At 33.5% G+C, this 14241-nt stretch carries 13 protein-coding genes and 21 tRNA genes; 3 read left to right on the plus strand and 31 right to left on the minus strand.

What is annotated here, in order from left to right; genetic code table 11:
- On the minus strand, positions 1 to 900 hold the full coding sequence (locus ACJDUH_RS10440) for a YheC/YheD family protein (protein WP_406765156.1): 900 nt from the start codon (positions 898 to 900) through the stop codon (positions 1 to 3).
- Between the two features lie 538 nt (positions 901 to 1438).
- Positions 1439 to 2053 carry a cupin domain-containing protein gene (locus ACJDUH_RS10445; RefSeq protein ID WP_406765157.1) on the minus strand — a complete coding sequence of 205 codons (615 nt, stop codon included), beginning with the start codon at positions 2051 to 2053 and terminating at the stop codon, positions 1439 to 1441.
- Positions 2054 to 2208: 155 nt separating this feature from the next.
- On the opposite strand from ACJDUH_RS10445, the gene ACJDUH_RS10450 reads away from it, so the two are divergent.
- Positions 2209 to 2619 carry a hypothetical protein gene (locus ACJDUH_RS10450; RefSeq protein WP_406765158.1) on the plus strand — a complete coding sequence of 137 codons (411 nt, stop codon included), beginning with the start codon at positions 2209 to 2211 and terminating at the stop codon, positions 2617 to 2619.
- A gap of 144 nt (positions 2620 to 2763) precedes the next feature.
- Positions 2764 to 3090 (plus strand): hypothetical protein, encoded by a 327-nt coding sequence (locus ACJDUH_RS10455; RefSeq protein WP_406765159.1) that lies wholly within the window; start codon positions 2764 to 2766, stop codon positions 3088 to 3090.
- A 658-nt stretch (positions 3091 to 3748) separates the two neighbouring features.
- Here ACJDUH_RS10455 and ACJDUH_RS10460 read toward each other — a convergent pair.
- From ACJDUH_RS10460 to ACJDUH_RS10595, 28 genes are all read right to left on the minus strand, one after another.
- The gene (locus ACJDUH_RS10460; protein ID WP_406765160.1) at positions 3749 to 4750 is read right to left on the minus strand and encodes a sodium:calcium antiporter; all 1002 of its coding nucleotides are present in this window, start codon (positions 4748 to 4750) and stop codon (positions 3749 to 3751) included.
- Between the two features lie 228 nt (positions 4751 to 4978).
- Entirely contained in the window at positions 4979 to 5323 is a 345-nt protein-coding gene (locus ACJDUH_RS10465) for a DUF5658 family protein (RefSeq protein WP_406765161.1), read from the minus strand.
- Positions 5324 to 5451: 128 nt separating this feature from the next.
- Positions 5452 to 5673 carry a hypothetical protein gene (locus tag ACJDUH_RS10470; RefSeq protein ID WP_406765162.1) on the minus strand — a complete coding sequence of 74 codons (222 nt, stop codon included), beginning with the start codon at positions 5671 to 5673 and terminating at the stop codon, positions 5452 to 5454.
- 624 nt (positions 5674 to 6297) lie between these two features.
- Positions 6298 to 6374 (minus strand) — tRNA-Arg (locus ACJDUH_RS10475).
- An 8-nt stretch (positions 6375 to 6382) separates the two neighbouring features.
- A tRNA-Gly gene (locus ACJDUH_RS10480) sits at positions 6383 to 6457 on the minus strand.
- Positions 6458 to 6461: 4 nt separating this feature from the next.
- Positions 6462 to 6545, minus strand: a tRNA-Leu gene (locus ACJDUH_RS10485).
- Positions 6546 to 6557: 12 nt separating this feature from the next.
- Positions 6558 to 6633: transfer RNA gene (locus ACJDUH_RS10490), tRNA-Lys, on the minus strand.
- A 4-nt stretch (positions 6634 to 6637) separates the two neighbouring features.
- Positions 6638 to 6712 (minus strand) — tRNA-Gln (locus ACJDUH_RS10495).
- Between the two features lie 5 nt (positions 6713 to 6717).
- Positions 6718 to 6793: transfer RNA gene (locus tag ACJDUH_RS10500), tRNA-His, on the minus strand.
- A 4-nt stretch (positions 6794 to 6797) separates the two neighbouring features.
- A tRNA-Arg gene (locus ACJDUH_RS10505) sits at positions 6798 to 6874 on the minus strand.
- Positions 6875 to 6880: 6 nt separating this feature from the next.
- Positions 6881 to 6954 (minus strand) — tRNA-Gly (locus ACJDUH_RS10510).
- Between the two features lie 45 nt (positions 6955 to 6999).
- Positions 7000 to 7075 (minus strand) — tRNA-Pro (locus tag ACJDUH_RS10515).
- Between the two features lie 5 nt (positions 7076 to 7080).
- Positions 7081 to 7156: transfer RNA gene (locus ACJDUH_RS10520), tRNA-Lys, on the minus strand.
- A 5-nt stretch (positions 7157 to 7161) separates the two neighbouring features.
- Positions 7162 to 7238, minus strand: a tRNA-Arg gene (locus ACJDUH_RS10525).
- 3 nt (positions 7239 to 7241) lie between these two features.
- A tRNA-Gly gene (locus ACJDUH_RS10530) sits at positions 7242 to 7315 on the minus strand.
- 6 nt (positions 7316 to 7321) lie between these two features.
- Positions 7322 to 7396 (minus strand) — tRNA-Gly (locus tag ACJDUH_RS10535).
- A gap of 4 nt (positions 7397 to 7400) precedes the next feature.
- A tRNA-Leu gene (locus tag ACJDUH_RS10540) sits at positions 7401 to 7484 on the minus strand.
- Positions 7485 to 7496: 12 nt separating this feature from the next.
- A tRNA-Lys gene (locus tag ACJDUH_RS10545) sits at positions 7497 to 7572 on the minus strand.
- 4 nt (positions 7573 to 7576) lie between these two features.
- Positions 7577 to 7651 (minus strand) — tRNA-Gln (locus tag ACJDUH_RS10550).
- Positions 7652 to 7656: 5 nt separating this feature from the next.
- Positions 7657 to 7732, minus strand: a tRNA-His gene (locus ACJDUH_RS10555).
- Between the two features lie 4 nt (positions 7733 to 7736).
- Positions 7737 to 7812, minus strand: a tRNA-Lys gene (locus tag ACJDUH_RS10560).
- 5 nt (positions 7813 to 7817) lie between these two features.
- Positions 7818 to 7894, minus strand: a tRNA-Arg gene (locus tag ACJDUH_RS10565).
- A gap of 3 nt (positions 7895 to 7897) precedes the next feature.
- Positions 7898 to 7971: transfer RNA gene (locus ACJDUH_RS10570), tRNA-Gly, on the minus strand.
- Positions 7972 to 7977: 6 nt separating this feature from the next.
- Positions 7978 to 8053 (minus strand) — tRNA-Pro (locus ACJDUH_RS10575).
- 88 nt (positions 8054 to 8141) lie between these two features.
- Positions 8142 to 8615, minus strand: a complete 474-nt coding sequence (locus ACJDUH_RS10580; protein ID WP_406765163.1) for a metallophosphoesterase — start codon at positions 8613 to 8615, stop codon at positions 8142 to 8144.
- The gene (locus ACJDUH_RS10585) at positions 8615 to 9214 is read right to left on the minus strand and encodes an XTP/dITP diphosphatase (protein ID WP_406765164.1); all 600 of its coding nucleotides are present in this window, start codon (positions 9212 to 9214) and stop codon (positions 8615 to 8617) included. The genes ACJDUH_RS10580 and ACJDUH_RS10585 overlap by 1 nt, the downstream gene beginning before the upstream one ends.
- Entirely contained in the window at positions 9211 to 9960 is a 750-nt protein-coding gene (gene rph / locus ACJDUH_RS10590) for a ribonuclease PH (protein ID WP_406765165.1), read from the minus strand. The genes ACJDUH_RS10585 and rph overlap by 4 nt, the downstream gene beginning before the upstream one ends.
- A gap of 87 nt (positions 9961 to 10047) precedes the next feature.
- Positions 10048 to 11049 carry an AIR synthase family protein gene (locus ACJDUH_RS10595; protein WP_406765166.1) on the minus strand — a complete coding sequence of 334 codons (1002 nt, stop codon included), beginning with the start codon at positions 11047 to 11049 and terminating at the stop codon, positions 10048 to 10050.
- Between the two features lie 91 nt (positions 11050 to 11140).
- Between ACJDUH_RS10595 and ACJDUH_RS10600 the strand changes: the two genes are divergently transcribed.
- Positions 11141 to 12538, plus strand: coding sequence for a hypothetical protein (locus tag ACJDUH_RS10600; protein WP_406765167.1), 1398 nt, complete (start codon positions 11141 to 11143; stop codon positions 12536 to 12538).
- 54 nt (positions 12539 to 12592) lie between these two features.
- Here the strand turns inward: ACJDUH_RS10600 and ACJDUH_RS10605 are convergent, their stop codons facing one another.
- Positions 12593 to 14209 carry a peptide ABC transporter substrate-binding protein gene (locus ACJDUH_RS10605; RefSeq protein WP_406765168.1) on the minus strand — a complete coding sequence of 539 codons (1617 nt, stop codon included), beginning with the start codon at positions 14207 to 14209 and terminating at the stop codon, positions 12593 to 12595.
- Positions 14210 to 14241 lie beyond the last annotated feature (32 nt).

Here is a 14241-nt window from a genome sequence, read left to right on the forward strand (position 1 = left end):
TTATTTCAAATTAATAATTGGCTCTTCATATAATATTGTGGCATTTTTTCTTGAATAGGTTTTAAAATCAATTTTTTTAAAGTCTTTATAGCTATTCAAAATATTTATATCAGTAATCCAAAGCTTTTTTTCTTTGTCTATAGTTAATTCAAATTCATATTCATTAAAGCCAGGATTACTTTTATCCAATGCATAACACGATTTTTGGCAAATTGCTTTTATTTGCTTTAATAGAAGGTCAAGTTTACATCCAACTGGCAAAGCTTTTTTTAGTATATTCAAGTATTTTTCCTCTGAGGCATCCAATATCTTATTTAAAAGGATCTTATTTTTTCCCATTAAAAACTGAAGGGAAGAACACTTCCAATTTACTGCATCAGCTTTTTTCATGGTTACTTGTATATTATTAAGTAACTCATTTGTATTGATATAACTGATACCTTTTTGAAGAAAATAATCATCTACGGATACTTCCTGTAATTGAAATAGTTCCTTAAGTTCACTTCGACAATATAATATTTTTTTTATGAGTTGTAGTTTTTTGTTTTCCATAATTGTAATGTGATCATCTGCAGCTTCTAAAAAGAAAATTGGAGCATTTATACTGAAGTCTATGGGCCTTAAAATAACCCTCTCATATTCTTGTGTGAAATTTATGATTTCACGGTAATTATTAATTTTTTTAACAGGAGGAACATATTCTGAAAGCTCCTCTAACTTATTAATGAGCATGTATGCTTCATATTTATTAAAGCTAATTGTATTTAATAATTTGTCTTTTGTATTTATAAATGTTCCTTCTTTTAATTTGTTATTAATCATAAAATAACTTTTATAAATTTTATCATAAAGATGTACATTATTTCCTATTTTTTCCTGAGTTTCTGTTTTTATAAGCATAAGCTATCCCACCCCTATCAAAAGAGAATCTTATGCAAAGCATGTTGTATAAGATCTTATAGTAAATATCTTAAGTTATTTTTATTCATATTAGTTCAAGGAATATTTTTCCTATAATAGTTTATTTTGAATAGTAAATTATGTTACCAGATGGTTTTAATTGTAAAACAATTAATCTTAGGTTTATAAATTTAAAGCGTAAGCATAAAGCACTCATTTCTGAGTGCTCTATTTTATCCTTAGAATAAAAAGAAAGTTAAAGCTAATAATGCTAGTGGCGATATATCATTTCTTCTTCTACTTCTGCAGCAACATCTACAGCAGCAAGATCTTCTACCCATGAATGTCACCCCCAATTATATTGCTTGTCCATATATGATATAAGTTTTATTTAACTTTTGCTACAATAAATACTTCTGTATATCATCAAACTTTACTTGCAATGCATCACATGAACCGAAGTAAAAAAATGCAATGCTGTATAAAAGATTATCAGCATTGCATTAGGTTAAATTGTTATTAAAAATAAATCTTAAAATTAACGTCTGCGGCTCTCAGAACCATGGGCTATTGCCTTAGTTGCATGAACTGTTCCATGTGGGTGTTGCGGTGGAGCATAGATAGAATACATCTTAAGGGGTTTATTACCAGTGTTTTTTACGTTGTGCCATGTACCAGCAGGTATGAAAATTGCAAATCCATCATAAATTTTTCTTTGATAATTCAAGTTATTTTTACTAGGGCCCATTTGAGCAAGTCCTTGGCCATCTTCAACTCGTAAAAATTGGTCAACTGTTGGATGAATTTCTAAGCCTATGTCTTCCCCTGGCTTGATGCTCATTAATGTAAGCTGCAAATGTTTCCCCGTCCATAAAGTTGTACGATAATTATTATTTCTCTTAGTTGCCTCATCAATATTAACTACAAATGGTTCTGGTCCATAGTCCTTCAATTGAGCAGGGTCATTTTCCTCTGCTGTACGTGAATAATCAAAGGTTGAGTCATAATTTGCATTATCTTCATAAGGATAATATTGATTGTTATATTCTCTGGAAAAGTTTTGATTATATATTAGCTGATCACAGAGATATGGACATTGATATGTTCCATTGGCACAATAAGAACATGGATAGTTGTTATAATCATTGTACATAAATGTTTATTCCTTTCAAAGTATTACCATATTATATTATGCATTTTGCTTAGTAGGTGTGCAATTTGTTAAGAAGTAACAATTTTAGAGAAACAGCATAATATGTACTGGGACAAGTCATTCAACTATTTTAATATAATAAGGAGGGCTACAATATGCCAGATGGATTTGGTCTTGCAGGTGATTTAGCACGTCATATTGGACAAACAGTTACAATTTTTACAACCAGCGGTGGAGAATCTGGAGAAGGATTTACAGGAGTTCTTGCATCAGTTAGTAGAGGTTTTGTCAGATTAATTATTAATCTTGGTTCTGCTCCAGGATGTGCATTAGGTAATTGTTGTACAGATGAAAGAAGAAGGAGCACATCAAGAAGAAATACTGGAAATAATGAATTCTCAAATGAGTTTGATGAGATGAATAATGAAAGTATTAGAAATACAGAAATAAGGAGAACTACAGACAGATTCGATTGCAGTGGTAGAACACTTGGGGCAATAGTTGACATTCCAATAGATAGAATTGCAGCATTCGTTCATAACGCAGTTGGAAGCACTGGGTGGTAATAAATATATACCTTTATTATTATAAAATTCAGCTTAGAGGAATATTTTTCTCTAAGCTTTTTAAATTTTAGGAAATCTTATGTGTCAAATTTTAAGCTAACAGAATAATATATTAATGTAGGTAAATTTAATGGAGGTTAATCAATGTATTACAGAAATGATGCACTAGAGCCTAACAATTTTGATTCAAAAGAAATTAATGCTGAAAATAATCAACAGGACCGTCATAAACAAACAGATAAAAATTATATGGGAATGCCTTATAATATGTTTCCAATGTCTCAATGCCCATGGATGCAAACTTGCCCAATGAAGGAAACTTGTCCAATGATGGGAGAATCGAAAATGATGCCTCAAATGGATCCTGGTGACCCAGATCCACGTTTCCCACATTTTCACCATTTTCATCACCATTTTCATCATCATTTTTTCCATCCTCATTTCCCACATCATCACATGCGTGGATTTTAGAATAGAAAAAATTTAATAATTATATTATTTTTTAGTTCCAAAAAGATTACCTAATAATAAAAGCACTATCAAGTTTTTAATTCAATAGTGCTTTTATTTTTATTATGTCAATATAAAAAAATAAAGCCCTGATTATCAGAGTTTTATTATCCTTAATTTTATGTGGGCTATATTTTGCACACCACCCATAACACAAATTCAAGAGAAATAAAAAGCAGCTGGTGGATTAAGCAACCAGCCACTTTAATTTCTTGTCTTCAGTTTATAACCTTCAAACTTGATAAAAAATGCTTATACCTTGAACAAAAATATTACTACCAACTACATGTTCTTCTACGGCGTCTCCTTCTTCGACACCTAATACAGCAGCATCTAACACAACAACATCTTACGCAGCAACATCTGTCAGTACATCGTCTATCAGTGCGGCCTCTGTCAGTGCGGCCTCTATCTGAAATAAATCTATCAGAGAAAAGTCTATCTAAAAATCTTTCACTTTCAAATCTGCGCCTCAAAAACATCACCTCCTTTATATAGCTTGTCCTAGTAGCATAATATATTATTGATGTGAATTTTGTTACTAAGAAAGCAGCTGGATAGAGGACCTAACCAACTGCCTTAATAATCGGGAGTCATTTAATGTTTTTACCAGATTAAACTACATTTTAACTCTTATAAAAAATACTCCAAAAATAAAAATAACATATAAAAAAGCATTTAGTGATAACTTTTTTGCGGTCATACAACCTCTTTTTAATGTTGACCTTATAATAAAGATAGACATAAAAGTTATTACTGCTGCAAGCAAGAGGGACTTATCTAACATCCATGGAGTAAAAATTATACCTAATGCGCTGGGCACCGTAGCCTGTATCATCATAGAACCACTGATATTTCCAAGAGCCAAATTTTCTTTTCCTTGCCTTACCCATATTAGTGCATTTAATATTTCGGGTAATTCAGTTGCTACTGGACTTAATAGTAACGAGACTATATGGGGTGATACCCCAAGTGAAATACTTAATGTTCCTAGATTATGTACAAACATTTGTGAACCAATAAAAATTAGTATTAGAGATATTATTGTTTGAAGCAATATCAATGTTTTCTTTGGTTTTATGCTTTTAGGACTAAATCTCAGCGGTTCTAATTCTTCAGCTATATCAGCAGTGTCAGTATTCATTTCTTTGTAAAAGTATATCCCATAAGCTATTAAAAACAAAATACCCAACCATGGCTTTATTGTGAAAGCTACAAGGCCTAAACCTATTTTAAACACAAAAATGCTCATAAACCAAGTTTGGTCTTTTGCTAATTTTTTATAATTAACATTAATACAACTTCCAGATTTTCTCGTGCCACTAAAGATTAGTATACAAATACCTACAACAGCATATGCAAGTGTACTTAGAACAAGAGGTCCACCTAGCGCTGCTCCAACACCAATATCCTTTTGACTTGCATTTACGCCAAAAACTACTGCTATAAAAGTTACTATGCTTTCAGGAAGGGCAGTACCAAAGGCTGCAAGAATGGAGCCTACCGCATTCTGAGAAATATTGAATGTTTTACCCACCCATTCAACTCCATTTACAAATAGCTCACAACTAAAGTAAATTATTAGTGCTGAAGCAATCATAATTAAAAGTGTAATATACATATTATTCCTCCTTAACAAAAAAATAAAAAGACTCCCAGCGTACTAAAGTACGCTAAAAGTCTCGCTTCGCATTTTTGCGGATATTGCCAGGCTTCTTGCCAATATGTTGACAATATCTATCAAACTACTCCCTTTTAACTTTACAACATTTATTAATATGTATCACTAAGAGTTATAATAACAAAATAAAATTAAAAAGTAAATATCTTACTTAAATGATAATCATTTTCAATAGAAACTAAAATACATCGTAAGCCATACTACATGCGATATATTAATCAAAATATACAATCCTAATCCTGCATTAATAATAACAGCTGCTATCCTTATTTGTTTTTCACTTGCTAGCTTTAATCGGTGATATAGAAAGTATAAAAGCACAGCAGGAATGAAAGTTTTAACTGCTATGCTTATTAATGGAGCTTGTATTATATTTTGCATAAATATATTTACTTCTACACAGAAGCCAATATTAATGAGTATTAATGTGGCTAACACATCTGTAATATTTAATATGGTCAAGGCGATAAACTTCATTTTTATGCCGTATAGTAAATCTTCTACTGCTAACATAACAATCTCCTTTAAATTTATTATTTATATTATGATTAGTTTTGCATCCTTTTAAACTTCATCATCTGTATAATATTATAAAAACCTCTGAAATTACTCAGAGGTTTTGCTTTTTTACATATAAAATTTTAACCATTATTAATAATATATTCAATATCGCTGCATTTCTTACAGACTAAAGCTACGGTACCATCACCGCAGTTTCTGAATTGAAAACTTTCTAAGGGTTTGTCTGTTATAATATCTTCTACATTTCCGCATTTACATATAAGTTTCGTAAAAATCACTCCTTCTGTTAAACTATTATACCATACTTGATGAAAAATTGATATTTGGTTTACATCTTTCAAAAGCATGCCATAATGATTTATTATATGCAAACATCTGTTTGCAGTCAAGAGAAAAAATAAAGCCCTACAAAAGTAAAAAGCAGTCGGAAATATTAACAACCAACTGCTTTATATGTAAAAATTAGAAGGGGGACATTACTATTCTACATGTTTATTATTAAGCCAATGTTAAAATAATAAATATTATTGTTAATTAATCTTGATTAATTTATAAATATAGCAGCTGGAAAGGGGGCTAACCAGCTGCTATGGAATGGTATTTATTTTATGGGGGTAATTTGTTTTTTTAGTATATTTATATATTAACTGCGATTTGTGACAATTATATGTCGATAATAAATATTATTTGTTAATAACTTTTGAATAATCTGCAAATAAAAAGAAGCTGCTAAAAACGTCGTCAAAACTTTTTTACGGAGTTGCATTAATAAACTTTTTAACTAAAAATAAATAATATATACTAGTATATACATTAGCAAGATAACCATTCATTGTTCCGAAATATGCTACCACCCTTAATTTCTTTAATTGTTCCATAGGATCTTCTGCTATGTGTGAATAATGTAGGAAAATAAAAAAATACCAAGACCTACAAAACTGTAAATCTTGATATTTCAACATTTCTGGTGCACCCAACAGGAGTCGAACCTGCGACCATTGGATTCGAAGTCCACTACTCTATCCAGCTGAGCTATGGGTGCTTAAAATTTGGAGCGGAAGACGGGACTCGAACCCGCGACCTTCACCTTGGCAAGGTGACACTCTACCATTGAGTCACTTCCGCATATTGGTGCAGATGACAGGAATCGAACCTGCATGCCGTAGGCGCTAGATCCTAAGTCTAGTGCGTCTGCCAGTTCCGCCACATCTGCGTTATTTTATTTTGGTGGCTCACCGGGGAATCGAACCCCGGACACCATGATTAAAAGTCATGTGCTCTACCGACTGAGCTAGTGAACCATCTTGGTTGGGATGGCAGGATTCGAACCTACGGATACAGGAGTCAAAGTCCTGTGCCTTACCGCTTGGCGACATCCCACTATCTGGGGTGGACGATGGGACTCGAACCCACAACAGCCGGAACCACAATCCGGTGCTCTGCCAATTGAACTACGTCCACCATATGGTGCGGCTTAAGGGATTCGAACCCCTGGCCTACTGCTTAGAAGGCAGTTGCTCTATCCAACTGAGCTAAAGCCGCATAATCTGGAGCGGGTGAAGGGAATCGAACCCTCGTAGCTAGCTTGGAAGGCTAGAACTCTACCATTGAGCTACACCCGCATAGAAATAAAAAAAGTTACTTAAATAAATAGATAACTTTTAAAGTGGTCGGGGTGACAGGGATTGAACCTGCGACCTCATGGTCCCAAACCACGCGCGCTCCCATCTGCGCTACACCCCGGTATATGGTGCACCATCAGGGACTCGAACCCAGGGCCCACTGATTAAGAGTCAGTTGCTCTACCAACTGAGCTAATGGTGCATATATGGTGCGGCTTAAGGGATTCGAACCCCTGGCCTACTGCTTAGAAGGCAGTTGCTCTATCCAACTGAGCTAAAGCCGCATTTGGAGCGGGTGAAGGGAATCGAACCCTCGTAGCTAGCTTGGAAGGCTAGAACTCTACCATTGAGCTACACCCGCATAATTTGGAGCGGAAGACGGGACTCGAACCCGCGACCTTCACCTTGGCAAGGTGACACTCTACCATTGAGTCACTTCCGCATATTGGTGCAGATGACAGGAATCGAACCTGCATGCCGTAGGCGCTAGATCCTAAGTCTAGTGCGTCTGCCAGTTCCGCCACATCTGCATTATTTTATTTTGGTGGCTCACCGGGGAATCGAACCCCGGACACCATGATTAAAAGTCATGTGCTCTACCGACTGAGCTAGTGAACCATCTTGGTTGGGATGGCAGGATTCGAACCTACGGATACAGGAGTCAAAGTCCTGTGCCTTACCGCTTGGCGACATCCCATTACATGGGGTGGACGATGGGACTCGAACCCACAACAGCCGGAACCACAATCCGGTGCTCTGCCAATTGAACTACGTCCACCATATGGTGCACCATCAGGGACTCGAACCCAGGGCCCACTGATTAAGAGTCAGTTGCTCTACCAACTGAGCTAATGGTGCATATTTGGTGCGGCTTAAGGGATTCGAACCCCTGGCCTACTGCTTAGAAGGCAGTTGCTCTATCCAACTGAGCTAAAGCCGCATTTGGAGCGGGTGAAGGGAATCGAACCCTCGTAGCTAGCTTGGAAGGCTAGAACTCTACCATTGAGCTACACCCGCATAATTTGGTCGGGGTGACAGGGATTGAACCTGCGACCTCATGGTCCCAAACCACGCGCGCTCCCATCTGCGCTACACCCCGGTATCTCGGAAGTACTTGTTCAACTCCCGACGACATAGACTATTCTACACGATATAATTTAATTCGTCAATACCTATTTTCATTTTTTTTAAGTTAGCTCTCTGATACAGATTTTTATATCATCTTTATCAATATTAAGAAGAGCATAGCTTTTATATCTATTCCTTGGCAGTGCTAGACTTCCTGGATTAATAAACCATATTCCCTCTTCATACAGCTCAACAGCTTCATGTGTATGACCAAATAATACTATATCTGCTCCTACTTCCTTTGCCTTATATTTAAGCCTTAATAAGTCACTTTTCACACCATATTTATGGCCATGAGTAATAAATACTTTCTTACCATTAAGTTCCTCCAGCCTCTCACTTGGCACAAAAGCAGAAAAATCACAATTTCCTCTCACGTTAATAATACTACCCTTATATCCCTTCCTAAGCACCTCTACATCCTCCACGTTATCCCCTAGATGTATTATCAAGTCTGCAGCTACAATTTGCTTTAAAGCGTGATTTAACTCATAAGAATGCCTATGAGAATCGCTAAGTACAGCTATTTGCATTAAAGTTTACTCCTTTTTAATTCTACCTTAAGTTTTTCTAGAGCTCTTGCTCTATGGCTGATCCTATTCTTCTCTTCTTCAGTTAATTCACCAAAGGTTTTATTATACTTTGGATAATAAAAAAGCGGATCATAGCCAAACCCGCTATTTCCTGATTGTGCCTCCTTAATAAAGCCTTCAACTTCTCCTTGAACCTTTATTATTTTATCTTCACTTAAGATAAGTACTATTGCGCTTACGAAATGCGCTTTTCTTTCTTCCATTGGCTTTCCTTCTAAAAGCTTCAATAATTTTTCATTATTCTTCTTATCATTACCATGTTCTCCAGCAAACCTAGCAGAAAAAACCCCTGGAGCTCCATTTAAGGCATCAACCATAAGCCCTGAGTCATCAGATAAAACCATAGCATCCTTGCCTATTTCAAAAATTTCACTAGCTTTTTTAAGTGCATTTTCCATAAAAGTACTTCCATCTTCAACAACATCAATATCTATTCCAGCTTCTCTTAAAGATATTACTTCAATTGGGAATTCCTCTAATATGGCCTTAATCTCCTTAACCTTGTGAGCATTATTGCTTGCAATAATTAATTTTTTCATTTGCTTTCTCCTGTCCCTATCCATAAACAATCTGTTTTAAGTGCGTCCTTCTGTGCCTGCAGCATTTGTTTTATTCCCTTTTCTCCAAGCGCCAATAGTTCATCTAAATCCTTTCTAGAAAAAGGGCTCTCTTCTCCAGTTCCCTGCACTTCTATAAATTGACCTTCATCTGTCATGACTACATTCATATCCACTTTAGCATTTGAATCTTCAATATAACATAAATCTAACATTTTAACATCACTTACTATTCCTACGCTTACCGCAGTTACAAAATTTCTTATTGGATAAACCTGAAATGGAGTATGTTTGTGAAGCTTATTTACTGCATCTACCATGGCAACAAAGGCTCCTGTAATAGAAGAAGTTCTTGTTCCTCCATCTGCTTGTATTACATCGCAATCTATCCATATAGTTTTTTCACCAATGGCTTTTAAATCAACAACAGATCTTAAGGCCCTTCCTATAAGTCTTTGAATTTCCATAGTTCTGCCATCAATCTTTAATCTTGAAATATCCCTTGGTTTTCTCACTTGAGTTGCCCTTGGAAGCATATTATATTCTGCAGTAATCCATCCTTCTCCTGTCCCCTTTAAAAAAGGAGGTACTTTATCCTCTAAGGAGGCAGTACATATTACTTTTGTATCTCCAACTTCAATGAGAACTGAACCCTCTGCATGTTTTATATAATTTCGGGTTATTTTAACGGGCCTTACTGAATCATTCCTTCTATTATCATGTCTCAATTTTATTACCTCCAATAAAAATCATCAATTATGGATGCTTCCATAAAGAAAAATTTAATCCTTTTTATTTATACGATTTTGTTTAAATTATTTATAATTACTTAATAAATCCTCCAAGCTAAAAAGTTCGTCTCTTTCTGGCGGCTGTACTTCTATTTCAAAGCCTTTATAATCAACTAAAATACCTTTGTCCTTAGTAATATTACCTATAATTGCAGCCTTAATTCCTTTTTTGCTTAGCTTATTTATAAGCTCTGGCCCATTTTTAGTTGTAATAAGCATACTTCCAGAAGATATAAATCTTAAAGGGTCAATGTTAAGCTTATTGCATATCTTTTTTGCAACATTACTTAAAGGCATCTTTTCTTCATATACTCTAAAGCCAACATTACTAGCATCCGCCATTTCCCACAGTGCTCCTAATACACCGCCTTCGGTTATATCATGCATGGAATTTACTCCAAAATTTCCTGCTATTATACCTTCATCAACCACGCTAATATTTTCTATATACGTTTTTACTTCTTCTGCTTCTTCAGCTGTGATTATATCCTTAATAAATGGAAAATAATCGTTGACAATTATAGAGGTTCCCTCCATGGCCAAATTTTTAGTTACAATTATGTCATCATCTATTTTAGCACCACTTGTTGCAACTGCAATACCTTTCTTCCCCTTACCTATGGCAGTACAGGATACTATAAGTTTATTAACAGCTCTTGTTATTTCAGTATGACCACCTAGGATTTCAACATTTAATTTTCTGCATTCTTCATTTATTTCTTTCATTAAATCCTTTAATTCCTCTAATGTTGTCTTCTCAGGCGCAAGAATGGTTACAAGAATTCCTATAGGCTCAACGCCGCAGGAGGCTATATCATTGCAATTAATATGTACAGCAAGTTTTCCAATGTCACTTTCAGCTCCTGTTATAGGATCAGTTGAAACAATGCATTCAAAGTCTCCATATTCTATAACACTGCAATCTTCACCTACCCCGCTTTTAATCCTGACATCTTTTCTATCCACACTCTTATTACTATTTATTATTTCTTTAAGATCATCCCAATTTAATTTTCCAACTTTCATAAAAATCTCCTTTCTTTTTAGGTGGTCAAGCACTATTTTCCAAATTAAATCATATTATTTATATAAGGATTAATTTATGGTGGTGTATAGTTTGAAGTATATAGGTCCTTTTTTAAGGATGAATACCCTTAAAAGTAATATCATTGAAAAACAATTATTTTTCCTAGCAAAAGAATCATTAAAATATTTAGTTTTAAATTCCAAATGTGGAATAACTATTTCCTCTAAGGATCTAAAGATAAAAAATGTACCTAATTTTGATATTAGCACAATTGGTTCTTTTTCTCCACTTTTATGTATATATAAAAAAGGGAGTCCTAAATTAATAAATATCGGAGGCGGCCTATGCTTTGATGAAGACAGCCTGAAAAAAGAAATAAACATAGAAGGAAATTCACTAATGACCTTAGGTATTTTAGAATTAATAGATTATTATAAGAAGTTTGAGGGCATTGATAATAAAAAGCATTCTCTAGGAAACGTCTATTTATTGCTGGCAAAAAAGCAGCTCGAATTTTATGCTGCAAACTTCAGGAACATAGAAGGCTTATTTGTGGATAAAAAGCATACAGATGGAAACTCCTTGGAGGAATACAAATTTGAAGAAAAAAATAAAAAGTTCAAGTTTTCTGATCAAGCTTTCCTAATGGCTGCTTACTATAAATATTCTTTATTTGATGACAGTGCACTTGGTAATGAATATAAATCCTTTGCTTTAGATATCTTTAATATGTTTAATGAGTTAAAAGACGAACTCTATCTTAGCTCCTATGAGGAATTAACCAAACTTTCTTTTGCGATAAATCTATTTTACAGTTATAGTAAGCTGCCTGAGGCAAAACTATTATTTCTTGATATAATGGAATTCATATTAGAGGGCCGCAAAGATATCCTTCCTGATAAACTTAAAAATGAGCTAGAAACTGATTGCTTGTTCTTCATAAATTGCTTAGTTATCTATAAAGATACTGAAATTATAAAGTTCAAGGATACTTGTGATAATATTCATAATAAACTTCTGGAATTATATATGCCAGAAAAGGGACTTTTTTTAAAGGCAGAAGATAAAAAAGAATCACTTTATTCAAGCCTTGAAATTGTACTTTATCTATTATCCATTTTAAGTTATATGAAGTTTTTTGGTGAAAGTAAAGATGGTAATATGATTGCCGTAGATGTATATAAAAGACAGCTTATAGATTCAGGCATTATATTAAGCTGGCCTGTAAGCCCTGATTTAGACGACGTAGAAAGATATAGAAACTTCACCTCAAAATCTGAGGACATCATTGATGAACAGGAATTTAGAATGCCAAATGTACCTGCTCCTGATAGCGTAGATTTAGCTCCTATATTTATTAAAAATATATCCTATAATAAAAAGAAAGAAAGCTTTACTCAAAGCAAGCTTACCTTTGACAGCAGCAAGAATATGTTTATTTATTTGCTCATTATTTATTTAAATAAATTTACAGCTGACAATCCTTAGGTAATAATCTTCTTAATTAGTTAAAATAAAAGCTCCCAGAATAATAGGGAGCTTTTAGTTATTTGTATTGTCTGTATCATCTATAAAAGCCTTATCAAGTTTAACATTGCCTTCTTTTAAAATATAAATCCCTTTTATGTCTGATTTTTTGCACAGAATCATATTCTGAAAAAACAAGGGAATATTGGGCATTTCATTAAGTAGTATTGTCTCTCCATTTTTTATATAGTCTAATCTTTTTTGCTTATCTCCTTCTAATTTAGCCTTAAAAATAAGCTCATCATACTGGCTATTATTATATCCAAAAATATTTGACTTAGAAGTTGAAATCCATGGTTCTAGAAAAGATACTGCATCATTATTAGAGGATGTATATTCATTTAAAGCTATATTGAAATTGCCATTTACTAAAAGGTCATTAAACCCTTCTTCACTTAAGCCTTTGCAATCTAAATTAATATCTAATACCTCTTTGATATTCTTTGCTACAGCATCTGCAATTCGTTTATTTTCATCATTATCTAAATATATAAAACTTACTTTTTCTTTTTTATCATATTTGCTATTTGTAAGAAGTTCTTTACTAAGTGTATCATCATTTTCTTTTTTTATATATTTGCTTGCATTAAATACTTGTGAACTTGCAGTATCCTCCTTTGGAACATAAGTGAAAGCTGCTCTTGCAGTACTATTTAAATTATTTTCAGCTATTTTTTCTCTATTAATAGCTAAGCTTAATGCTCTTCGGAAGCTGATATCATTAACAATTCCTGATTTTTTGAAATTAAAATTTAAACTCCACCCAATGTTAACTGGTATAGTTTCTTCCTCTCCATTAATAATAAGATTTTTAATCTCACTAACAGGAGGATTTAAGAATAAATTGATTTTATTATTTTTAAAACTTGCCATAGCATTTTCAGTACTTACATTTGTGGTAATATATAATTTATCTGATTTTACATCATCTTTGCCATAATAGTTTTCATTCTTTAATAGTGTTAAACCTGCACTATTATCTACGCTATAAAGGCTAAAGGGGCCGGTATAATTAATACTCTTATATGCATTTTTCCAGTCCTTTAAATTAGTATCAATAATTCTAAGAGCAAACACTGGTTCGCTTAATATTTGCAGCAAGGAATTTGAAGGTGAATTTAGTCTTAATTCAAGAGTCTTTTCATCAACAGCTCTAATTGCAACTCCGCTAAAGCTTTTCTTACCATTATTATAATCTTGTGCGCCAAATATACTATATAATTCAATAGCATAATTATTCTTAAGTTTAGGATTTAATATATCTTTAAAAAAAGTTACAAAATCTTCAGCAGTTATTTCCTTTCCATCATTCCATTTTGCATTATCCCTTAACTTAAAGGTATAAGTAATATTATCCTTGCCTTTAGTAACACTTTCTGCTATCCCTGGAACTACATCTCCATTTTCATTTTGCTTTACAAGGCCTTCGAATAAGGCAAGAAGAATATCTTTGTCGCAGCTGCTGCTTGAATTTAATTGTAATAGATCCTCCGGATACTTATTGATACTATAAACTATATTAGTTTTTGTCTTATTATCTAATATAGTAGAAGTTGTCTTTTTTTCAACGCAACCACTTGCGAATATAAGCATGATTATTAAAATCAATATAAAACAAAACTTGCTTTTCATATGTAGTTCTCCCAAAAACTAGCTTAAATATT

The sequence above is a fragment of the Candidatus Clostridium radicumherbarum genome, assembly GCF_045310525.1.
GTDB classification, from domain to species: domain Bacteria; phylum Bacillota; class Clostridia; order Clostridiales; family Clostridiaceae; genus Clostridium_AT; species Clostridium_AT radicumherbarum.